Origin of the sequence: Streptomyces aurantiacus (genome assembly GCF_001418335.1) — a bacterium.
Taxonomy (GTDB): Bacteria; Actinomycetota; Actinomycetes; order Streptomycetales; family Streptomycetaceae; genus Streptomyces; species Streptomyces aurantiacus.
This window is the reverse complement of the sequence record NZ_LIPP01000170.1, coordinates 25910-48121: the sequence shown is the minus strand read 5'-3', so window position 1 is coordinate 48121 and position 22212 is coordinate 25910. Positions and strand designations below refer to the sequence as shown.

Here is a 22212-nt window from a genome sequence, read left to right as displayed (position 1 = left end):
CGGAAAACTGCTGAATTCCTGCTAGTCGTGCCACTGTATGCAAGCGCGCGGACAGCTGGCGAAGTTCCCGTGTCGGGTACGCCGAGAGCGAGCACGCGGGCGCCCTTGAATCTCGTACGGTCGTACGAGATCCGAGGACACCCGGGGTCGAGGCCGGGGCCGGGGGCGGGACCGGGAGTCGGGACCGGGAGTCGGGCCGACGGCCTCGCGGGCTCCGGGTCGATGGCCCCGCGGGCTCGGTGCCGACGGCCTCGCGATCTTCGCGCCGACGGGGACGCGATAGCGTCCGGGGTCTGCGCAGGCAGTCGGAACCGGGGTTCCGAGGTCTGCGGAGGTCGCTGGAATCACGGTCGGCGCGGCCTGTCGAGGCGGTCGCGCACCCCGCCCGCGAGGCCCGTACGGACGGGTCGTGGTCCGCGTTGTCAGTACTCCGGTCCACAATGGACCGCGTCAGAACCCGTTCATGCCCCGGCAGAGACTGTGAAGGAGTCGCAGCAGCGATGGCCCGCCGCAGCACGAAGACCCCGCGACCCGATGACGACGCCGACTTCGAGGAGCGCATCCTCGACATCGACGTCGTCGACGAGATGCAGGGCTCCTTCCTCGAGTACGCGTACTCGGTCATCTACTCCCGAGCCCTGCCGGACGCCCGCGACGGCCTCAAGCCCGTGCACCGCCGCATCGTCTACCAGATGAACGAGATGGGGCTCCGCCCCGACCGCGGTTATGTGAAGTGCGCCCGCGTCGTCGGCGAGGTCATGGGTAAGCTCCACCCCCACGGCGACGCGTCGATCTACGACGCCCTGGTCCGCCTGGCCCAGCCCTTCTCCATGCGGCTGCCCCTGGTCGACGGCCACGGCAACTTCGGTTCGCTGGGCAACGACGACCCGCCGGCCGCCATGCGGTACACCGAGGCGAGGATGGCCGACGCGACCTCCCTCATGACGGAGTCGATCGAAGAGAACACGGTCGACTTCAGCCCGAACTACGACGGCCAGGAGCAGGAGCCGGTGGTCCTCCCGGCCGCGTATCCGAACCTCCTGGTCAACGGCGCGTCGGGCATCGCGGTCGGCATGGCGACGAACATGGCGCCGCACAACCTCGGCGAGGTCATCACCGCCGCCCGCCACCTGATCCGCCACCCCGGCGCCGATCTCGACACGCTCATGAAGTACGTGCCGGGCCCCGACCTGCCCACGGGCGGCCGGATCGTCGGCCTGTCCGGGATCAGGGACGCGTACGAGAAGGGGCGCGGTACCTTCAAGATCCGCGCGACGGTGTCGGTGGAGAACGTGACGGCGCGCCGCAAGGGCGTCGTCGTCACCGAACTGCCCTTCACCGTCGGCCCGGAGAAGGTGATCGCGAAGATCAAGGACCTGGTCGGCTCGAAGAAGCTGCAGGGCATCGCCGACGTCAAGGACCTCACCGACCGCGCGCACGGCCTGCGCCTGGTCATCGAGATCAAGAACGGCTTCGTGCCCGAGGCCGTCCTGGAGCAGCTCTACAAACTGACGCCGATGGAGGAGACCTTCGGCATCAACAACGTCGCGCTGGTCGACGGCCAGCCGCTCACGCTCGGTCTCAAGGAACTGCTGGAGGTGTACCTCGACCACCGCTTCGAGGTCGTGCGCCGCCGCAGCGAGTTCCGCCGCACCAAGAAGCGCGACCGGCTGCACCTGGTCGCGGGCCTGCTCGTCGCCCTGCTGGACATCGACGAGGTCATCCGCCTCATCCGCTCCAGCGAGAACTCCGCTCAGGCCAAGCAGCGCCTGATCGAGCACTTCTCGCTGAGCGAGATCCAGACGCAGTACATCCTGGACACGCCGCTGCGCCGGCTCACCAAGTTCGACCGCATCGAGCTGGAGACCGAGCGCGACCGGCTCAACGGCGAGATCGACGAGCTGACCGGCATCCTGGAGTCGGACACCGAGCTGCGCAAGCTGGTGTCGGGCGAACTGGCCGCGGTGGCCAAGAAGTTCGGCACCGACCGGCGTACGGTGCTGCTGGAGTCCGCCGGTTCCGCCGCCACGGCCGTTCCGCTGCAGGTGGCGGACGACCCGTGCCGGGTACTCCTGTCGTCGACGGCGCTGCTCGCCCGTACGGCCAACGGCGACCCCTTCGGGGAGGACGAGGCCAGACGCGTCAAGCACGACCTGATCGTCTCCGCCGTCCCGGCGACGGCACAGGGCGAGATCGGCGCGGTCACGTCCACCGGACGGCTCCTGCGGATCAACGTCATCGACCTCCCGCGGCTGCCCGAGACCGCTGCGGCGCCCAACCTCTCGGGGGGCGCGCCGGTCTCGGAGTTCCTGACCCTGGAGGGTGACGAGCAGGTGGTCTGCCTGACGACGCTCGACGAGTCGTCACCGGGCCTGGCGCTCGGCACACAGCAGGGTGTGGTCAAGCGGGTGGTCCCGGACTATCCGTCCAACAAGGAGGAGCTGGAGGTCATCTCCCTCAAGGACGGTGACCGGGTCGTCGGCGGGGCCGAGTTGCGCACGGGCGAGGAGGACCTGATCTTCATCACCGACGACGCGCAGCTGCTGCGCTATCAGTCGTCCCAGGTCCGCCCGCAGGGCCGGGCCGCGGGCGGTATGACGGGCGTCAAGCTGACGGAGGGGGCCAAGGTGATCTCGTTCACGGCGGTCGACCCGGCCGTGGACGCGGTGGTGTTCACCGTGGCGGGTTCGCGCGGCACGCTGGACGACTCGGTCCAGACGACAGCGAAGCTGACCCCCTTCGACCAGTACCCGCGCAAGGGCCGGGCCACGGGTGGCGTGCGCTGCCAGCGGTTCCTGAAGGGCGAGGACTGCCTGAGCCTGGCGTGGGCAGGTCCCGCTCCGGCACGCGCCGCGCAGAAGGACGGTACGCCTGCGGAGTTGCCGGAGATGGACCCGCGGCGCGACGGCTCGGGGGTCTCGCTGGCGAAGACGGTCTCGGTGGTGGCGGGCCCGGTCTAACCCTCGACCTCCTGCTCCGCCTCCTGCTCCGCCTCCTGCTCCTGCTCCTGCTCCTGCTCCTGTACGTATCTCAGGACGCCCCACATGCCGCGCTCGTCGGCGTGTGGGGCGTCGTCCTTGCACGCCTCCAGTTCCTTGCGGAGCGCGACGGCGTCGATGCCGGACCCGATGAGTACGAGCTGGGTGAGGCGCTCGCCCGGAGGCCAGGGCTCCGGATAGAACCGCAGGAACCGGCCCACGGCGTGCACGGCGTACCGGTTGCGGGGATCCGCGGCGCCGAGGTCGACGTACCCCTTGATGCGGTAGAGGCCATCGGGCCTGCCGTCGAGGAAGGCCATCAACCGCCGGGGCCCGAGGGGCACTTCGGAGGTGAAGGAGACGGACTCGTAGGCGGAGTGCAGATGACCGCGGGGCTCGTGAGGACCACCGTGGTCGCTGTCCTCGTGGTCACTGTCCTCGTGCCGGTGCAGGTCGTCGAAGGACAGCTGCCCGATACGTTCCTCGGTCGGCCGGCAGTCGAAGAGGAACTCGGGGTCGATCCGCCCGTACGAGGCGGGTACGACGGCGGCGCCGTCGGCGAGGGTCCGTACGAGCCGGATCACACGGTCGGGGTCCGCCGCGCGGTCCGCCTTGTTGACGACGACCAGGTCGGCGATGGCGAGGTGCCGGTCGATCTCGGGGTGCTTCTCGCGGGTGGCGTCGAACTCGGCGGCGTCGACGACCTCCACCAGGCCGCCGTAGACGATGTGCGGGTTCTCGCTTGCGAGGAGCATCTTCACCAGCTCCTGCGGCTCCGCGAGACCGCTCGCCTCGATGACGATCACGTCGATCCGGGCGGCGGGCCGGGCGAGGCGGTCCAGGTAGAGGTCGAGTTCGCTTGCGTCCACGGCGCAGCACAGGCAGCCGTTCCCGAGTGAGACGGTGGAGTCGCCGAGCGCGCCGGCCACGGCCATGGCGTCGATCTCGATGGCGCCGAAATCATTGACGATCGCGCCGATCCGGCTGCCTCCGCCGCGGTGCAGGAGGTGGTTGAGCAGGGTGGTCTTTCCTGAGCCCAGGAAGCCGGCGAGGATCAGGACCGGGATCTGCGGGGGGCTCGCCTGACTCAACGCGCGACCTCTCTCACACCAATGCGACACCGGCTCACGGACCGGCTCCCACGACGGGGCTCCCACGACAGGAACGAATGTCCGCCAAGGATACGAGCCCGTCGACAAACGCCCTGAGGGCTGTCCCGTCGGGGATTACGGGACAGCTCTTGGCAGCGACAACCCGGTCCGCATTCCCGCGAGTTCCACGGCCGCGTACTGCCGATTGTGGCTGCGCCCGAACGGAAAGGAGATCCGTGCCGGTCGGGCGCATCCGGACCTGCGGAGAAGCGGGGTGTGGATCAGTCGACCACGGCCAGGACGTCGATCTCCACCAGCATGCCGGGCGGCAGGCCGACGAAGACGGTCGTGCGGCACGGGAAGGGCTCGCTGAGGAACTTCGCGTACACCTCGTTCATCGGTGCGAAGTCGGCGGCCTGGGTGATGTAGATCCGCACGGTGACGACGTCGGCGAAGGAGGCACCGGAATTTTTGAGGATGCTTTCCAGATTGGTGAGCGTCTGGCGGGTCTGCTCAGCGATTCCGCCTTCCACCAGCTTGTTGTTCGCCGGATCGAGACCGACCTGACCGGACACGGAGACAATGTTGCCGCGGCGGACCGCCTGGGAGTAGGGGCCCACCGGAGTGGGCGCGTTCTCGGTAGTGAACACCTGCGTCTTCATGGAACCTCCTGTGACGGAATGTGGTCGCCATCGACAGTGCCACCGGGTCCTTGCGATTCCCTGGGCTTTTGCTGACACCCCCGTCGGTCCGCCGGACGTCCACGGTCAGCGGTCCGCAAGCGATCGCTGGCAGAGTCGGCGCCCGTCAGCGGCGCCCCTCCGGGCCCGCCCTTGCCCTGAAACGAGGTGCAGGCGATGCATACGGACGCCACTCCGGTGGACATCGACACCGGGAACCGAGCTACACCCTCCCCCCTCCTGACGGAACAGGACCTCAAGTCGGCCGCAGCCCGGCTGACCGGCCGGGTGCTGGAGACCCCGCTCCTGCCCTGTGAGGAGCTCTCTCTCGCGTTCGGCTGCCAGGTGCTGCTCAAGGCCGAGAACCTGCAGCACACCGGTAGCTTCAAAGTCCGGGGAGCGACCAACGCGTTGCTCGCCCGCGGGGAGAGAGGCGAGCGGCCTTCCCACGCGGTGACGTTCTCGGCCGGCAACCACGGCGCCGCGCTCGCCTACGCGAGCCGTCGGCTCGGTGTCCCCGCCACCGTCTTCGTCCCGCCGGGCGCGGTCGCCACCAAGATCGACGCGATACGACGGCACGGTGCCACCGTCATCGAGGGCGAGGACTTCGTCGCCGCGGCACAGCGGTTCGCCGAGCGCAACGGCGCGCTGCTGCTGCACCCCTTCGACGATCTCGACGTGATCGGGGGGCAGGGCACGGTGGGCCTGGAGGTCTGGCAGGCCCTGCCATGGGTGGACGTCCTGTTGGCCCCGGTCGGCGGGGGCGGTCTGCTGAGCGGGATCGGTGCCGCGTTCGCCGCGCTCTCGCCGAGCACGCGGGTCGTCGGCGTGGAACCCGCTGCGGCCCGTGCCCTCGCACACGCCGTCGAGTCCGGGGGACCCGTGTCCCTGCCGACCGCGCCGACGTCGATGGCCGACGGCCTGAACGCGCCGTTCGCCGGGACTCACACCTACCACCACGTCCTGCACCACACCCATCAACTCGTCCAGGTGTCCGAGGAGGAGATCCGCCTGGCCTGGATCGATCTGATGCGGGCGACCCGTCTGATCCTCGAACCGTCGGCCGCGGTGGGCCTGGCCGCGCTGCGCACCGGAGAGGTCGCCGTGCCCGCGGGCGGGGTCGTGGTCCTGGTCCTGTCCGGCGGCAACACCGACCTCGCGTCCCTCGGCGCGGCGAGCCGGGCGGTCTGACAGCCCGGTCCCGGCTCCCTCGCGGCAGACCGCAGAGCACGAGGCCGTTTCCCCGGGAGTGGGGAAACGGCCTCGTGCTCCGAGCAGGACCGGTACCGGATCAGTCGAGGACCGGGGCCGGGCAGGGTGCGAACGCCCCGAACTCTCCCCGCAGGAAGAGCAGCGGTTCCCCCTCGTGCTGCACCTGGAACCGGCGGACATGACCGGTCACGAACCAGTGGTCACCGGCCTCGGTCTCGTCCGCCAGATCGCAGTCGATCCAGGCGATCGCCCCGGAGAGCGCCGGCGCCCCGGACGGCGCCTGGTGGTGGGGCACCTCCCAGCGCGTGGTGTCCCGGGAGGTGAAGGCCAGGCAGACCTCGCGTTGGTCCGCTCCCAGAACGTTCACGCAGAAGCTGCCCCCGGCGCGGATGCGCGGCCAGGAGGTCGACGCCTTCGAGGGCAGGAACCCGACCAGCGGTGGATCGAGGGAGACCGAGGTGAACGTCCCCACTATCATCCCCGCCGGCGGCTCGCCGGCGCTGGTGACGAGGGCCACCCCGGTGGGGTAATGCCCGAGCACCGACCGGAACAGCGTGGCGTCGAGTGTGCCGGGGATCACCGAGAGGCGAGGGGCGCGAGCGGCCCCGCGAAGGCGACCCCCGGGTAGGACAGGGCGAGGGTGGAGACGTCCTCGGCGATCTCCTTGACCGCCTCGCCACGCAGCAGCAGCCGGGCGAGCAGGTCGGCCACCACGCTCATGTCGCTCTCCCGCATGCCCCAGCGGGTCAGTTCCTGGGTGCCGAGCCGCAGTCCGGGCCGGCCGGTGCTGGGCAGCTGCACGGTCGTGGACCGGATACCGGCCGCGGTCAGGGTCCTCCCCCACTGGTGCGTGGTGTGCCCGTCGGGCAGGTGGACCCACACCTGGTGGGTTTCGGAGTAACCGAAGTCCTTCCCGGCCACGTCGAAGCCGCGCGACGCCAGCTGGCTGCCCAGCGCCCGGGCGTTGTCGATGACCTGCTGGGCATAGGCCGTACGGTGCGGCATGAGTTCCTCAAGCGTGATCGCCAGGGACCCGACGCTCGCGGAGTGCGAACTCGACGCCGTGAAGGGGATGCGGGCACCGACCAGCTCCGCCATACGGTCACTGTTGGTGACGAGCAGACCCTTCTGCGGTCCCGGCATCGTCTTGTGGGTGCTGCCGGAGATACTGTCGAAGCCCCCGTCCAGGACCAGCGTCTGCGGAGCCACCGGCAGCAGGCCCAGCAGATGCGAGGCATCGAGGCAGATCAGCGCGTCGGGCGCGGCGGCCCGAAGAGCGCGGGCGTCCGGGAAGCGCAGCATCGAGGACGCGTCGAGATAGATCAGGTCGACGGGGCGCTCGGCGACCGTGGTGGCCAGCTTGGCGTAGTCGATCTCCAGAGTGCCGCGGTCGAACGGCAGGAAGTCGACCTCGTGACCGTAGCCCCGGCAGATCGTCGCCGTGGCGTAGTGGCCGCCGTCCTCGGGCGCCAGCACCATCACCCGGTCGCCCGCCGTGGCGACAGCGGTGATGACGGTGTGCATGGTGTGCAGGCCCGAGAGGAAGTTCACGTAGGCGTGCCGGGCTCCGTAGAACTGCTTCGTCAGGTCGGTGCAGTAGGTGAAGACGTCGTTCAGACCGGTGACGTCGCCGTACACGGCGACGTCCGTCTCCGAGTACGGATAGCGGTTGTTGGCATCGGAGGACAGCGCCTCCAGGGCCCGGGGGGAAAGGCGGTTCTCGATCGGGAAGAGGTTCAGGCTGGGTTGCCGGCGGAGCGTGGCCAGGACGTCCATATCGGTTCCTCCGAACATCGGTGATCTGTCAGTGTCGGGTGCCGTCGAGCCAGGGGTAGCGGGCGGTGTCCTGGCCGGCGTAGTCGGGATCCATGTAGATGAAGGCGCGCTGGATCAGGTCGTCGCGGACCTCGAAGACTCCGCAGAACCGGCCGGCTCCCCACTCGGGCAGGCCGACGTGCCAGGGACCGTCGTGATGCTCGCCGTGGGTGGTGCCCTCCACCGCGAGCAGGTCGGTGCCGGTCGTCAGCCAGTTGAAGGACCAGAAGTGATGGGTGATCGACTTTATCGTCGGGCCCAGGTCGTCGAAGAGCCGGGAGATCTCCGGCCTGCCCTTCGCCAGACCCCACTTGGGGAAGAAGAACTGCGCGTCCTGGGCGAAGAAGTCGAGGACGGAACGGCCGTCGGTGCCGGTGCCTCCGTTGTCGAACGCCTTGAGGTACGCGATGACGACGGCCTTGCGCTGCTCGTCCGTCGTCGCGGCCTGGTTGCTCGGCATGGTTCTCCTCGTCGTCGTACCTGCGGGAGTCGTGATCCGCTGGGGAAGGGGAAGGTCAGAGCCAGTTGGGCGCGATCTCGGTGGCCCACAGCTCCAGGCTGCGCATCTGCACGTCGTGCGGGATCGGCCCGGAGTACTGGCACTGCAGCAGATACTCAGGGGTGTGGTGCTCCACGAGCCGCTCGATCTTGCGGTTGATGTCGTCGGGCGTGCCCACCCACTCCAGGCCCCGCTCGACCAGCGTGTCGTAGTCGGAGCCGATGGGCCCGGTCTCGCCGGTGTTGCGCAGTGCCTCGGTGAAGCCCATGGGACCGAACCAGTTGTCGAAGATGAAACCGCCTCCATGGCGCGCCCAGTGGTGTGCCTCCTCCTTGTTCCGGGACACCAGCACGTCCCGCATCACCCCGACGCTCTCACCGCGAGCCAGTCGGCCCCGGCCGGCCGCCTCCGCCTCCTCGACGTAGACGTCGAGCAGCTCGCCCACCCTCACCGGGTCGGTGTGCATGACGATGGGGACGACGTTCTCCCGGGCGCAGAACCGGAAGGTGTCCTCGCTGAAGCTGAACGGCTGGAACACCGGCGGATGCGGGTTCTGGTAGGGCCGCGGCGCGATCCCGACCTCGACGATGCGGCCGGCGTCGTCCTGGCCGCGGCCGAAGCGACGCACGGCGTCGTAGGGGAACTCCAGGTCCTTCGGCGGGATGGTCCACTGCTCGCCCTCGTGCGTGAAGGTCTCGTTGGTCCACGCCTTTTTGATGATCTCCCAGTGTTCCTCGAACAGCCGCCGGTTGCGCCGGTCGCTCTCGCTGCGGTCGGAGAGGGTGCCGCCGACGCCGTACACCTGCCCCATGACATCGGCCCAGCGGCGCTGGAAGCCGCGGGCGATGCCCACGAAGGTGCGGCCACGCATCATGTGATCCAGCATCGACAGGTCTTCGGCGAGCCGGATGGGATTGTGCAGCGGCAGCACGTTCGCCATCTGCCCGATGCGGATGTTCTTGGTCTGCTGACCCAGGTACAGGCCGAGCAGAATCGGGTTGTTCGAGACCTCGAAACCCTCGATGTGAAAGTGGTGCTCGGTGAAGGAAGCCCCCCAGTAGCCCATTTCATCGGCCGCGCGCACCTGGTGGGTGAGCTGCCTGAGCATGTTCTGGTAATTGGCAGGATTTGTGCCCGCCATCCCCCGGGTGATCTGCATATGGCTGCCCGTACTCGGCAGGTAGAACAAAATGGATTTCACCGCTGGTTCTCCTCTCTCGCTGGTCGATGTCCGTGACAGACATTCCCAGGGCCGGTTTGCGGACAGCTGGATCCGCCGCATGCGCAGGCATTGGCAGGACTCGTCCAACTGGGGGCAGTCCGGGTTCGTGACACTGGGCGCGGGCGACAGCCGGCCGCTGTGCCCGCATCCATGAGTCTTCGGAGGTGCTTTTCCATGACCGCAGCTACCGGGATCTCCCGGTCCAGGCACGCCACCGGTGAGTTGGTGCGGCTGGACCGGGAACGGATACTGCACCCGCTCCTGCCCGACGGCAGGGAGGACCGCACGGTCCTCGTCAAGGGAGAGGGCTGCCGCGTGTGGGACGCGGACGGCAGGGAGTACCTGGATGCCTCGGCCGTGCTCGGGGTGATGCAGGTCGGACACGGCCGTCGCGAGTTGGCGGCGGCCGCGGCCGAACAGCTGGGCAGGCTCGACTACTTCCACACCTGGGGCACCATCACCAACGACCGGGCCATCGAGCTGGCGACGCGCCTGACCGACCTGGCACCCCCGGGCCTGGACCGGGTCTTCTACACCAGCGGCGGCTCCGAGGGCAACGAGATCGCCCTGCGCCTGGCCCGCTACTACCATCACCGCAAGGGAGCGTCCGGGCGGAACTGGGTCCTCTCCCGCCACACCGCCTACCACGGCATCGGCTACGGCAGCGGCAGTCTGTCGGGCTCCCCCGTCTACCAGGACGGCTTCGGCCCGGTCGTCCCGAACGTGCACTTCCTGACCCCGCCCCACCCCTACCAGAAGCAGTGGTACGCCGGTGAGGACCCCACGGACTTCTGCGTCCGCGAGCTGGAGGCGGCGATCGAGAAGATCGGCCCGGAGCACATCGCCGCGATGATCGGCGAACCCGTCATGGGCGGGTACGGTGCCGTCGTACCGCCCGCCGACTACTGGCCGCGCGTCGCCGAGGTGCTGCGCCGGCACGGCATCCTGCTGATCTTCGACGAGGTCGTCACGGCGTTCGGGCGCACCGGCCGGTGGTACAGCGCCGAGCACTTCGGCGTCGTACCGGACATCCTGGTGACCGCCAAGGGCATCACCTCGGGCTACATCCCGCACGGCGCGGTGCTGGTGAGCGAGGAGGTCTCCGAGGTCGTCGGGGCGGAGGGCGGCTTCCCGATCGGCTTCACCTACACCGGTCACCCCACCGCCTGCGCGGTCGCCCTCGCCAACCTCGACATCATCGAGAAGGAGGGGTTGCTCGCCAATGCCACCGGGACGGGTGCGTATCTCGCCGCCGGGCTGCGCAGCAGACTGCTCGGCCTGCCCGCGGTGGGCGACGTCCGGCAGATCGGGCTGATGCTCGCCGTCCAGCTGGTGTCCGACCAGGAGACGGGCGCCGACCTGCCCGGTGGCACCTTGCGGGTCGCCGACGCACTGCGCGAACAGGCGGGGATCCTGGTCCGCAACAACGCGCACGCGCTGATTGTCTCCCCGCCACTGGTACTCGACCGGGGTACCGCCGACAAGATCGTCGACGGCTTCCGCTTCGTCCTCGAACGGCTCGGAACGGACGGCTCCGTCCGCTGACACCCGACTGCCGGCACCCGACTGCGGGCACACCTCCCGCAGGCACATTCCTTCAGGCGCCGGGCGCCCCGGGAACAGTCCACCGACAAGCACATGGCCGCGCCGCTCCCCGTCCGTCAGCAAGGGGGAGCGGCGCGGCCGCTGTCGTACCGCCGGGGTCAGGTGCCCGTCATCGCCAGCATCTCGGGACGGTAGCGCTCACCGTGCACGCGCAGGGCCGCCACCTCCCGCAGGGCCGCCGACTCGCTGGGGCCGAGGGCCAGCCGGGTGGCGGCGAGGTTGTCGGCGAGGTGGGCCGGGGACGTCGTGCCCGGGATGGGGATCACGTCCGGGCCCTGGTGATGCAGCCAGGCCAGGGCCAGACACGCGGCCGACACGCCGAGCCGGCGGGCGAGTGTGTCGAGGCGTCGCACGATCGCCAGGTTGCGCTCCAGGTTCGCCGGCTGGAACCGCGGCAGGTTCTGCCGGAAATCGTCCGCGGTCAGCTGGCTGTGGTGGCGGATCGCCCCCGTCAGGAAGCCTCGCCCGAGCGGTGCGTAGGCCACCAGGCCGATCCCGCGCTCCCGGCAGACGCCCACCACCTCGTCCTCGACATCCCGCGACCACAGGCTCCACTCGCTCTGCACCGCGGTCACCGGAAAGACGGCGTCGGCACGCCGCACACTGTCGGCGGACGGCTCCGACAGCCCGAAGGAGCGCACCTTCCCCGCCCGTACCAACTCGGCCACCGCTCCGGCCGTCTCCTCGACCGGTACCTCGGGGTCGATCCAGTGCTGGTAGTACAGGTCGATCCGGTCCGTACCCAGGCGCCGCAGCGAGGCGTCGCATGCCTCGCGCACGTACTCGGGCCGGCCGCACAGCCCCAGGAACGAGCCGTCGCCGCCGCGCCGCATCCCGAATTTGGTGGCGATCAGCACCTCGTCCCGACGGCCGGCGAGCACCTCGCCCAGTAGTTCCTCACCCGCGCCGAGTCCCTGTACGTCGGCCGTGTCGAACAGTGTCACCCCGGCGTCCAGGGCGGCACGCAGCACAGCTGTGGCCTCGGTCCGCGTAGGACTGCCGTAGAAGACCGTGGTGGGCAGACAGCCGAACCCCTGCGCACTCACCTCCAGCTGCCGCAGTCTGCGCAGGGGAGGCATGGACGGTGATCGCACTCGAATCTCCTCGGCCCTCGATGTCCCGTGCCGCCCACGGGAGTTCCCGTCCGAGATGACAGCGTGCCGTGGTGGCGAAGCGCTGGACGGTCGGCACCGTACGCGGGGGCAAGCCGGAGGTCCACCCGAACGCAAGAGGCCGTACCGACAGTGGTTGGTGATCGCCGCGGCGCCCAGCGCAGGCGGCTTCGTACCCGGCACGCGGCTCTCCCCCGACGCGTGCCCTCCCTGACCGGATGAAACGAGGTTCCTCATGGCCAGCAAGAAGACCGCGGAGCTCCTGCTGAGGCGGCTGCACGAGTACGGCGTGGACCATGTCTTCGGTGTCGTCGGCCGGGAGGCGGAGGCCATCCTCTTCGACGAGGTGGACGGGCTGGAGTTCGTCCTGACCCGGCACGAGTTCACCGCCGGTGTCATGGCCGACGTGCTTGCCCGCCTGACCAACCGCCCGCAGGCATGCTTCGCCACGCTCGGCCCCGGCATGACCAACCTGTCGACGGGTGTCGCCACCTCGGCGCTGGACCGCAGCTCGGTGATCGCGATGGCGGCCCAGTCCGAGTCGCACGACTGCTTCCCCAACGTCACCCACCAGTGCGTCGACAGCGTCGCCGTGATGGCGCCCTTGACCAAGTTCAGCGCCCAGCTGGAGCGCCCCGCCGACATCACGTCCCTGGTGGACACCGCGGTCCTGCACAGCACCACGGAGCCGGTCGGCCCGAGCTTCCTCAGCCTGCCCATCGACCTGCTGGGCGCCGACGTGCCCGAGGACGCCGCCCAGGCCGCCCCCGTCGTCGGTTACCGCAAGAAGGCCGTCGTCGACCCGACCTGGACCGAGCTCGTCCCCGGCATCGCCGACAAGATCGCCGCCGCGAAGCACCCCGTCCTCGTCGTCGGCAGCGCCGTGATCCGTGCCGACGGCGTCGACGCGCTGCGCTCCTTCGCCGAGCGGTTGCGCATCCCGGTCGTCACCACCTACACCGCCAAGGGCGTTCTGCCTCACGACCACCCCCTCAACTACGGTGCGATCAGCGGCTACATGGACGGCATCCTGTCCTTCTCCGCCCTCGACCAGATCTTCGGCCCCGTCGACCTCATCGTCGCCCTCGGCTACGACTACGCCGAGGACCTCCGGCCCTCCATGTGGACCCGCGGCACCGAGAAGGAGGTCGTCCGGGTCGCCGCCACGGTCAACCCCATCACGGCCCTCTTCCGCCCCACCGTCGACGTCGTCGCCGATCCGCGTGAGGTCATCGAGACCCTGGACAAGGCCACCGCCCACCTCATGGCGAAGACCCCGCACGACATCGAGCCGCTGCGCGCCCGCGTCGCCGAGTTCCTCGCCGACGACGAGGAGTACTCCGACGGCATGCGCGTCCACCAGGTCATCGACTGCATGAACTCGGTCCTGGAAAACGGCACCTTCGTCAGCGACATCGGCTTCTTCCGCCACTACGGCGTCCTGTTCGCCAAAGCCGACCAGCCCTACGGTTTCCTCACCTCCGCCGGATGCAGCAGCTTCGGCTACGGGCTGCCGGCCGCCATGGCCGCCCAGATCGCCCGCCCCGACGAGCCCGTCTTCCTCATCGCGGGCGACGGCGGCTTCCACTCCAACAGTGCCGATCTGGAGACCGCGGTCCGCCTCGGTCTGCCGCTGGTGATGGTCGTCGTCAACAACGACCGCAACGGGCTCATCGAGCTCTACCAGAACAAGGGCCACCAGCGCTCGCACGCCCCCGCCGTCGCCTTCAGGAGCGTCGACTTCGTCCAACTCGCCGAGGCCAACGGCTGCGACGCCGTCCGCGCCACCGACCGCGAGTCACTGGTCCAGGCCCTGCGCAAGGGCGCCGAGCTGGGCCGGCCGTTCCTGATAGAGGTGCCCGTGGCCTACGACTTCCAGTCCGGTGGCTTCGAGGCCCTGGACATCTGACGCCATGATGGGACCCAATCTTGTCGCGGGCTTCTGGGCGCGCGTGTCGTGGTCGCCACGCCGCGCCGCGCCGGAAACCCCCCGCTTCGCGACTCAGGGCCATACGAGCGCTGTCTCGGCGGCGAGCGCGGGCCGCCACCTCCAAGGGGTCGCCGTCAGTTTCGGCGCCCCCGACACCCTGGTCTCCGACGGCGGCATCCACCTGCTGCTCGCCGGCGAGATCTACAACCGCGACGAGGTCGCCAAGGCACTCGGGAACGCCTCCGCCGCCCACGGCAGCGACGCCACGCTCGTTCTGGCCGCCTGGCACCACTGGGGCATGACCGCGTTCCGTATTCTCAACGGCCGCTTCGCCGCCCTCCTCCTGGACGGCGGCGGGCGGGTCGTCGTGGCCACCGACCACGCCGGCTCGGTCCCGCTCTGGCTGCGCGCCGACGCCCACGGTGTCGACGTCTCCACCGAGGCCAAGACGCTCGCCGGGCTGCCCGGTACCCCCCTGGACGTGGCCGGCGCCCAGTTGCTGCCCGGCGCTACGGGGGTGCACCGCGTCCAGGCGGGTACCGCGCTGATTCTGGAGACCGTGCAGGGCGAGGTGCGGACAGCGAACCGGGTGTACACCTGGACCCCCCCGGTGTCACGGGCCGCCGTCGGCGAGGAGATCGCCGTCGGCCGGGTGCGCAGGCTCCTCGCACAGGCTGTCCAGACCCGGCTGCGGGACGATCCGGAGCCGACCGTGGTGCTCTCCGGAGGCATCGACTCCAGTGGCGTCGCGGCGCACGCGGTCGCGCACGGCGGCCTCGTCCACTCCGTGTCCATGGGGACCGAGGCCTCCGACGAGTTCGGACCCGCCAAGGTGGTGGCCGGCCACCTGGGCACCGACCACTCCGAGATGACGATCCACAGCTCCGACCTGGTGCGGGAGCTCCCCTGGGCCGTGTGGGCCGCGGAGATCGCCGACCACACCATCCTGGAGTACCTGCTGCCGTTGATCGCGCTCTACCGCAGACTGCCGCCCGGCCCACGGCGTGTCCTGACCGGCTACGGCGCCGACATCCCACTGGGAGGCATGCACCGGCACACCGAACCGCTGGACCTCCTGGACTCCGTCATCGCCCACGACATGGCCACGTTCGACGGGCTGAACGAGATGTCCCCGGTCATCTCGGGCGTCGCCGGCATCTGGTCCACGCATCCGTACTGGGACCGCGACCTGCTCGACTGCCTGATCTCGCTCGACCCCGGTCTCAAGCGCCGCTACGGCCGCGACAAGTGGGTGCTCCGCGAGGCCCTGGCCAGGATGCTCCCGGCCGAGACCCTGTCGCGGCCCAAGCTCGGTATCCACGAGGGGTCCGGCACCTCCAGCGCCTGGACCGCCCTCCTCCTGGAGAAGGGCGTGCCACCCGGGCGCGTCGAACAGTGCAAGGCGGCCATGGCCCGGCGCATGCACGATCTGATCGTCCTGCGCACCCGGCACCCCGACGAGATCTCCTTCGACGAGGTCCTCGCGGCCACTGAGAAAGGACGGACCCGCCATGCACTCGAACAATGACGGCAGCGACTTCGCGACGTCCGGGAAGACCCAGCTCAGCAGCGGTTCCTCGCCTCGATACGCGCAACTCGCCACCTTCATGCGGCTCCAGCACGATCCGAGCCCGGTGGGCCACGACGTCGTCGTGATCGGTGCCCCCTACGACGGAGGCACCAGCTACCGGCCCGGCGCCCGTTTCGCCCCGCGCGCCATCCGGCACGAGTCGTGCCTCATCCATGGCACCGGCATCGACCGCGGCCCCAATGTGTTCGACCTGATCGACGTCGTCGACGGCGGCGACATCGACCTCAGCCCGTTCTCCCAGGACATCGCCATGGAGACGGCGACCGAGGCGCTCACGGGACTGCTCTCGGACAACGACGCGTTCCTGATGCTCGGCGGGGACCATTCGCTGTCCCTGGCCGCGATGCGCGCCGTGCACGGCCGGCACGGCCGGCTCGCCGTGCTCCATCTGGACGCTCACAGTGACACCAACCCACCCGTGTACGGCGGCACGTACCACCACGGAACCCCGTTCCGCTGGGCGATCGAGGAGGGCCTCGCCGCGCCGGATCACGTGGTCCAGCTCGGCATCCGCGGCCACAACCCCCGGCCCGACTCGCTCGACTACGCCCGCGGGCACGGCGTACGCGTCATCACCGCACAGGAGTTCTTCACACGGTCGCTGGACGATGTCGTCCGGGAGATCCGGTCCGTGGTCGGCGACCTGCCCCTGTACGTGTCGGTCGACATCGACGTCGCCGACCCCGCCTACGCGCCGGGCACCGGCACCCCGGCGCCGGGCGGGCTCTCCTCCCGCGAGGTGCTGGCGCTGCTGTCGGTCGTCGGCGACCTGAAACCGGTCGGCTTCGACATCGTCGAGGTGCTGCCCACCCACGACCCGGCCGGTATCACCGCTCTGCTCGCCGCCGAGGTCGGCGCCGAGCTCCTCTACCAGTACGCACGCGGCACGGGACGGGCACGGGCAACGGCGCCCGCGCCGGCCCGGCCACGCATCACCCGTCGAGCCACGTCGGAAGGAACCGACATGATCACCACACGACCCGAGATCGTGCACTGCGAGGACGACTCCGCTCGCCTCCTCGAACTGCGTGAACGGCTGCCCCAAACGCCCCGCCTCGACATGAGTGACTTCTTCGCGACCGCGGGCGCACTGTCACAGGAACTGCCGGAGCACCTGCGCGCCGCCCTGCGCGACTTCCGCGCCACCGGCAACGAGGCCGGGTACCTGATGCTGACCGGCCTCCCGGTCAGTGACGAGGAGCTGCCCGAGACCCCTACCAGCACCCCGGCGCCGGTGGAACGGCCGCTGCTCTCCATGGAGGCGTGGCTCACCCTGATCGGCATGGAGCTGGGCCTGCCGACCGGCTACCGGGAGCTGCGCGCGGGCACCATCCTCCAGGACGTCTATCCCTCGCCGAACGCCCACTACCTCTCCTCCGAGACCTCCGAGACCCTGCTGGAGTTCCATACGGAGATGGCCTACCACAAGCACCAGCCGCACTACGTGATGCTGGCCTGCTCCCGCGCCGACCACGAGGGCACGGCCGCCACCCTGGTCGGCTCCATACGCAAGGCGTTGCCCCGCCTGGACAGGGCCACCCGTGCGGAGCTGTACCGCAAACCCATGCGCTGCCATGTCGACATGGCCTTCCGCCCCGGCAAGGACACCGACCCGCTCTACCAGATCTCCGTCCTCGACGGCCACCGCGAGGACCCGCTGCTCGCCTACGACCGGGAACTGCTCGACCCGGTCGACCTGCCCGCCAAGCGGGCCCTGGCGGAGCTGTCGGACGCCCTCGACGCGGTGACCGAGCCGGTGCACCTGAAGCCGGGTAGCCTCTTCATCGTCGACAACTACCGCACCACGCACGCCCGTACGCCGTTCACCCCGAGGTGGGACGGCAAGGACCGGTGGCTGCACCGCATGTACGTCCGGGTTCCGGAGCGCATGACCGACAGCACCGCCCAGATGGGCGACGTCGTCGACTTCGTGGGCCGGTGAGGTAGCACCGACCTGGACATACTCCGACGGGGCCGGCCACCGGGGCGGCCTCGTCGGAGTGCGATCACCGCGAACTTCAGAGAGGACCAGGCCCAAGATGACCACACTGCTCCTGCCGCGGGGGTTTTCCACGCACACCGGACGGTCCGGGATCCGGGACGATCGTGACGACTTCCTCGTCGTGGCCTCCGACGTGCCGGCCGCTGTCAGCGCGGTGTTCACCCGTTCCCGCTTCGCCGGCCCCAGCGTCGTCCTCAGCCGTGCGGCGGCCGCGTCGATGACCGGCCGCGGTGTCATCGCGCTGTCCGGCAACGCCAACGTCGCCACGGGCGAGGGCGGGCTCAGCGACGCGCGCGAGGTCCGGGCGGGCGTGGCCAGGGCCCTCGGCGTCGCGGACGACGAACTGCTCATCACCTCCACGGGCCTCATCGGCCGGCGCTACCCCATGCCCGCGGTGCGCGACCACCTCGCGACGCTGGAATACCCCTTCGGCGGCGCGGATTTCGAGGCCGCCGCCAAGGCGTTCATGACCACGGACACCCGGCACAAGGTCCGCTCCGCCCGTTGCGGCACGGCGTCCCTGGTCGGCATCGCCAAGGGCGTCGGCATGATGGAGCCCAACATGGCGACTCTGCTGACGTTCTTCTTCACCGACGCCGAACTCGAACCCGGTGTCCTGGACACCGTGTTCCGCCGGGTGATCGACCGCACCTTCAACGCGCTCAGCATCGACACCGACACCTCCACCAGCGATACCGCCGCGGTGTTCGCCAACGGCCTGGCCGGGCCCGTGGACGTCGCGGAGTTCGAGCGGGAGCTGTTCGAAGTCGCCCTCGGCCTGGTCAAGGACATCGCCCGCGACGGCGAGGGCGCCACCAAGCTGATCGAGGTGGCCGTCACCGGCGCTCGTGACTCCGAACAGGCCCGCCGGGTCGGCAAGACGATCGTCAACTCCCCGCTGGTGAAGACCGCCGTGCACGGCGCGGACCCCAACTGGGGGCGGGTGGCGATGGCCCTCGGCAAGTGCGAGGAGGACACGGACATCGCCCCCGAGAACGTCACCATCGGCTTCGGTGAGGTCGACGTCTACCCCGAGCCGCCCGACCAGGGGCGGCTCTCGCAGGTGGCGAAGCATCTCAAGGGCGACGAGGTCGTCATCAGGGTGGGCCTCGGTACCGGCCACTCCGCCTTCCGCGTGTACGGCTGCGATCTGACCGAGGGTTACGTTCGTCTGAACGCCGACTACTCGACCTGACCGCAGCCGTCGCCGCTACAGGCCGTCAGGCCGCGTGCGGCAGTGCGCGCCACGGCAGCAGGTGCGCCGGCAGAGCGTTGAGATACACCACTTCACCTGTCTGGGCCACCAGCCTCCGCAGTCGCCGCAGATAGGCGTGGGCCTCGCGCGGGCGCCCGGCGACCCGCTCGGCGTCGGACACCAGCGCGAGGCCGAGCGTGATGAGCCTGGTGCCACCCAGCTCCGCCCTTGCCAGGGAGCTGCGCGCGGCGGCGAAGTCGACCGGACGTGCCGAGCCCTGCCGGGCTTTCGCCCAGAGCAGCACGGCGTCGATCAGCCACTGCCAGCGGTACGTCCCCTTCCGCCGGGTCGGCTCGGCGGCCGCGATCGCCTGCCGTTCGGCCTTCTGAGGGTCGTCCTCGAAGACCTGCAGAACCGCCTGGCAGGTGTACACGAGGCTGGGGGCGACCGGTCCGGCGCCGCTGTAACACTGCGCATGCCGGATCTCGGCCATATCCTGCCAGGCCTCGTCCGCGCGCCCCTGCAACCACTGGATCAGCGTCTTGCTCAGCCGTGCGCAGAGATACAGCCAGCAGGGCGTTACGGCGCCGCAGTCCGCTGCCCGGTGGCCGGCCACGGCAAGCGCGTCGTCCATCGCGGCCCGGGCATCGGTCAGCTCGCCCCGGGCGTAGCGCACCCTGCCCCGGCCGTAGTGGGCGACGAACTCCAGGTACGGGTCGTTCTCCTCCTGGGCCAGGCCCAGCAGGAGAGAGGCTGTCGCCTCCGCGTCGGGCAGGTCTCCGCGCGTCAGCTGGCCGATCAGGCGGCTGGGCAGGACGGCCCCCGCCTGCAGGGAGCCCAATTGGTATCCCAGTTGCTCCACCCGGGCCCGCACCGTGTCCCGGGACGCCGGGACGGTCTCCTGGAGAATGTTCAGCAGGTCCAGGCGTCGCAGCTGTACGTTCAGCTCCGCCTGCGTGTACCACTGGTCCCCGTCCGGGGAGCGGAATATGTCCGCCAGCAGGTCCAGCCATTCCGAACCCACCGCATAGAGGCCGAACTTGACAGCCTTCTCCGCCTCGTCCAGAAGCGGCCGCAGGACCTGCTCCGGAGGTACCGACCTCAGGGCGGCGCGGACATGGGCACCGACGGAGTCACGAACGTCGAAGAGCTGTGCGCCGTGCAACAGGGCAGGCACCGCCCTCCAGTGCAGCTTCCCCAGCTCACCGCGGGACAGGTTGCGGCGTACCGTGTCCCGCAGTAACGGGTGGACGAACGCCAGCCTCGGCCCTCCGAACACCGGGGTCAGCAGACCGCCACGGATCGCCTGCTGGATCGCCGCGTCCGGGCCGTCGTCACCATCGCCCAGCACCCCGCTCAGCACCGGCTCGGTGCAGTCGTCGCCGAGCACGGTGCACGCCCGCAGGACGTCGTTCACCAGCCCGGGGAGCAAGGCCATCCGTTCGAGGGCAACTTCCTCCAGGGCCTCCGGCAGCAGGCTCCCCACAGCGGCCGCGGAGGTGTCGGGCGTGATGTGTTTCAGCATGGCGATCAGGAAATACGGGTTGCCGACCGTCCGCCGGTGGAGGGCGTCGGCCGACGCGTCGGTGAGGTGCTGTCCCATCGCCCGCGCCAGCTCGCGGCTTTCCCCGGCGTCCAGACCGCCGAGGATGATCTCGTCGGAGACGGGCAGCTCGCGGATCGCGGCCAGCAAGGCCCGCATGTCCGGATCGGCGTTGGCCCGGAAGGTGCGGGAGGTGGCCACGAGCAACAGCCGGGAGTCGGCGAGCTGGCTGGCGAGGAAGAGCAGCAGCCGCAAGGAGGCGACGTCAGCCCAGTGCAGGTCTTCCACGACCAGCACCAGCGGCCGGCCGCCGAGGGCCAGAAGCGTTTGGGCCACCGCCTCCTGCACCGGGAAGTCACCGACCGGATGCGGGGCGGACCGGGTGTGCTCCGACGCCTGCTGCCAGCCGGGCAGCATGGCGACGAGCGTGGCTCGGACCTCGGGGGGCAGCGCGTTGATGGTCTGCGGCCAGCGCTCGGCGGCGGCCCGCAGCACCTGCTTCCACGGCCAGTGCGCGGGCAGGGCGTCCGCCCTCGGGCAGTTGACGGTGAGGACGTCGATCTCGCGCTCGGCACAGTGGCGCCGGAACTCGCGGAGCAGTGTCGTCTTTCCGCTGCCGGCCTCCCCGAGCAGGCTCACCACCCCGCCCCGGCCGTTACAGGCTCGGTCGGCCGCGGCCCACAGGACCTCCAGCTCCTTCTGCCGCCCGATGAACGGCAGTCGCCCGAGCGTCGGGGTACTCGCGACAGGTTCTGCCGCCTTGGCGGGGGCCGCGGGGGCGGGCACCTCGACCGGTGCCAGCGAGGGTGCATGGCGCAGAATTTCCTCATGGGTGCGCCGCAGCTCGGGGCCGACGTCGACGCCGAGCTCCACGGAAAGGTGGCGGCGGGTGCGGTCGAAGAGCTGTAAGGCATCCGCCTGGCAGCCGTCGCGGTACTGGGCCTGCATCAGCAGACCCACGAGCCGCTCGCGCGCCGGGTTGTGCACCGCCTCGGCCTCCAGATCGTGCAGGATCTCTCCACTCCGACCGAGCCGCAGGGCGGCGTCGGCCCGGCCTTCGACGGCGGACAGCCTCAGCTGACTCAGACGTCGCGCTTCCTGGCGGGCGAAGTCGTACTCGGACAGGTCCTCGAACGGCGGCGCGGTCCACTCCCGCAGGGAGGACGACAGCAGCGCGAAGGCGTGGGACCAGTCGCCCCGACGCTCGGCCGCGAGCCCCTTTGTCACCAGCTGTTCGAAGCGTACGGCGTCGATGTTCTCGGGCGCGATGTCCAGGACGTAGCCGTGGCTGCGGTACTGGAGAGTCAGTTTCGAACCGTCGGCGAGTGGATGGTGGACGATGAGTTTGCGCAACCGGGACACGTACGACTGGAGTGTGGTGACCGCGTGTCCGGGAAGGTCCGTCCCCCACAGACCTTCGAGGATGGTCGGGATGGAGACGACCGTACGGGCCCTCATCACCAGCAGAGCGAGAACTGCGCGGCGGCGGGGCGGCCCTATCTCCAAGGGCTGCCCGGTGAACTGGATAGTCAACTTACCGAAGACATTGATGGCCGCCTCATGGTGGGGCGAAGTGGTCTTGTCATCCTGATGGAGAGAGATCGGGGCCGACGCGATACGTACTGACATGCCGTTTCTCCTACAGTTCCGGTGCAGGGCGCCACCGGTTGGGGGGTGCGTGGAGGGCAGCGTGCTGTGCGGCGACAGGGAATGCCCGTCGGGCTTCCAGAGCAGGCT

The 22212-nt window shown here is 69.9% G+C and carries 15 protein-coding genes and 1 pseudogene; 8 read left to right on the top strand and 8 right to left on the bottom strand.

The features are described 5' to 3' along the window. Positions 1-500 precede the first annotated feature (500 nt). Positions 501-2960 carry a DNA gyrase/topoisomerase IV subunit A gene (locus AOK01_RS22800; RefSeq protein ID WP_055514618.1) on the top strand — a complete coding sequence of 820 codons (2460 nt, stop codon included), beginning with the start codon at positions 501-503 and terminating at the stop codon, positions 2958-2960. On the opposite strand, the gene AOK01_RS22795 is transcribed toward AOK01_RS22800, so the two are convergent. Continuing rightward, the gene (locus AOK01_RS22795) at positions 2957-4069 is read right to left on the bottom strand and encodes a CobW family GTP-binding protein (protein ID WP_055514616.1); all 1113 of its coding nucleotides are present in this window, start codon (positions 4067-4069) and stop codon (positions 2957-2959) included. The genes AOK01_RS22800 and AOK01_RS22795 overlap by 4 nt on opposite strands. 281 nt (positions 4070-4350) lie before the next feature. After that, entirely contained in the window at positions 4351-4731 is a 381-nt protein-coding gene (locus AOK01_RS22790) for a RidA family protein (RefSeq protein WP_055514614.1), read from the bottom strand. Positions 4732-4926: 195 nt separating this feature from the next. Between AOK01_RS22790 and AOK01_RS22785 the strand changes: the two genes are divergently transcribed. Beyond that, entirely contained in the window at positions 4927-5940 is a 1014-nt protein-coding gene (locus AOK01_RS22785; protein ID WP_055514612.1) for a threonine ammonia-lyase, read from the top strand. Positions 5941-6040: 100 nt separating this feature from the next. Here the strand turns inward: AOK01_RS22785 and AOK01_RS22780 are convergent, their stop codons facing one another. The 4 genes from AOK01_RS22780 to AOK01_RS22765 are packed head-to-tail and all read right to left on the bottom strand — an operon-like array spanning position 6041 to position 9476. Further along, on the bottom strand, positions 6041-6541 hold the full coding sequence (locus AOK01_RS22780) for a flavin reductase family protein (RefSeq protein WP_107099891.1): 501 nt from the start codon (positions 6539-6541) through the stop codon (positions 6041-6043). Further along, a complete protein-coding gene (locus tag AOK01_RS22775) occupies positions 6538-7737 on the bottom strand; it encodes a PLP-dependent aminotransferase family protein (protein ID WP_055514611.1) in 1200 nt (399 codons plus the stop codon). The genes AOK01_RS22780 and AOK01_RS22775 overlap by 4 nt, the downstream gene beginning before the upstream one ends. A 28-nt stretch (positions 7738-7765) precedes the next feature. Next, entirely contained in the window at positions 7766-8236 is a 471-nt protein-coding gene (locus AOK01_RS22770) for a nuclear transport factor 2 family protein (RefSeq protein WP_055514609.1), read from the bottom strand. 55 nt (positions 8237-8291) lie between these two features. Beyond that, positions 8292-9476 (bottom strand): LLM class flavin-dependent oxidoreductase, encoded by a 1185-nt coding sequence (locus tag AOK01_RS22765; RefSeq protein ID WP_055514607.1) that lies wholly within the window; start codon positions 9474-9476, stop codon positions 8292-8294. Between the two features lie 195 nt (positions 9477-9671). On the opposite strand from AOK01_RS22765, the gene AOK01_RS22760 reads away from it, so the two are divergent. Next, entirely contained in the window at positions 9672-11042 is a 1371-nt protein-coding gene (locus tag AOK01_RS22760) for an aminotransferase family protein (protein WP_055514604.1), read from the top strand. Between the two features lie 158 nt (positions 11043-11200). Here AOK01_RS22760 and AOK01_RS22755 read toward each other — a convergent pair whose 3' ends face one another. After that, positions 11201-12181 (bottom strand): aldo/keto reductase, encoded by a 981-nt coding sequence (locus AOK01_RS22755; RefSeq protein WP_055514602.1) that lies wholly within the window; start codon positions 12179-12181, stop codon positions 11201-11203. Positions 12182-12449: 268 nt separating this feature from the next. Between AOK01_RS22755 and AOK01_RS22750 the strand changes: the two genes are divergently transcribed. The 5 genes and pseudogenes from AOK01_RS22750 to argJ all read left to right on the top strand — a co-directional run bounded on the left by AOK01_RS22750 (position 12450) and on the right by argJ (position 18932). Next, positions 12450-14123: a thiamine pyrophosphate-binding protein gene (locus AOK01_RS22750; RefSeq protein ID WP_055514600.1), complete on the top strand. Its 1674-nt coding sequence runs from the start codon at positions 12450-12452 to the stop codon at positions 14121-14123. Between the two features lie 4 nt (positions 14124-14127). Further along, a complete protein-coding gene (locus AOK01_RS22745; RefSeq protein WP_055514597.1) occupies positions 14128-15672 on the top strand; it encodes an asparagine synthase-related protein in 1545 nt (514 codons plus the stop codon). Beyond that, a pseudogene (speB, locus tag AOK01_RS22740) lies at positions 15656-16618 on the top strand (agmatinase); the annotation flags it as partial. The gene AOK01_RS22745 and the pseudogene speB, both read left to right, overlap by 17 nt. Positions 16619-16699: 81 nt before the next feature. Continuing rightward, positions 16700-17677 carry a clavaminate synthase Cs1 gene (gene cs1 / locus AOK01_RS41530; protein WP_079103673.1) on the top strand — a complete coding sequence of 326 codons (978 nt, stop codon included), beginning with the start codon at positions 16700-16702 and terminating at the stop codon, positions 17675-17677. A gap of 97 nt (positions 17678-17774) precedes the next feature. Then, a complete protein-coding gene (gene argJ, locus AOK01_RS22735; protein WP_055514595.1) occupies positions 17775-18932 on the top strand; it encodes a bifunctional glutamate N-acetyltransferase/amino-acid acetyltransferase ArgJ in 1158 nt (385 codons plus the stop codon). Between the two features lie 25 nt (positions 18933-18957). Here the strand turns inward: argJ and AOK01_RS22730 are convergent, their stop codons facing one another. Then, complete coding sequence (locus tag AOK01_RS22730; RefSeq protein WP_079103671.1) at positions 18958-22104, bottom strand: ATP-binding protein; 3147 nt, start codon at positions 22102-22104, stop codon at positions 18958-18960. Between the last annotated feature and the right edge of the window lie 108 nt (positions 22105-22212).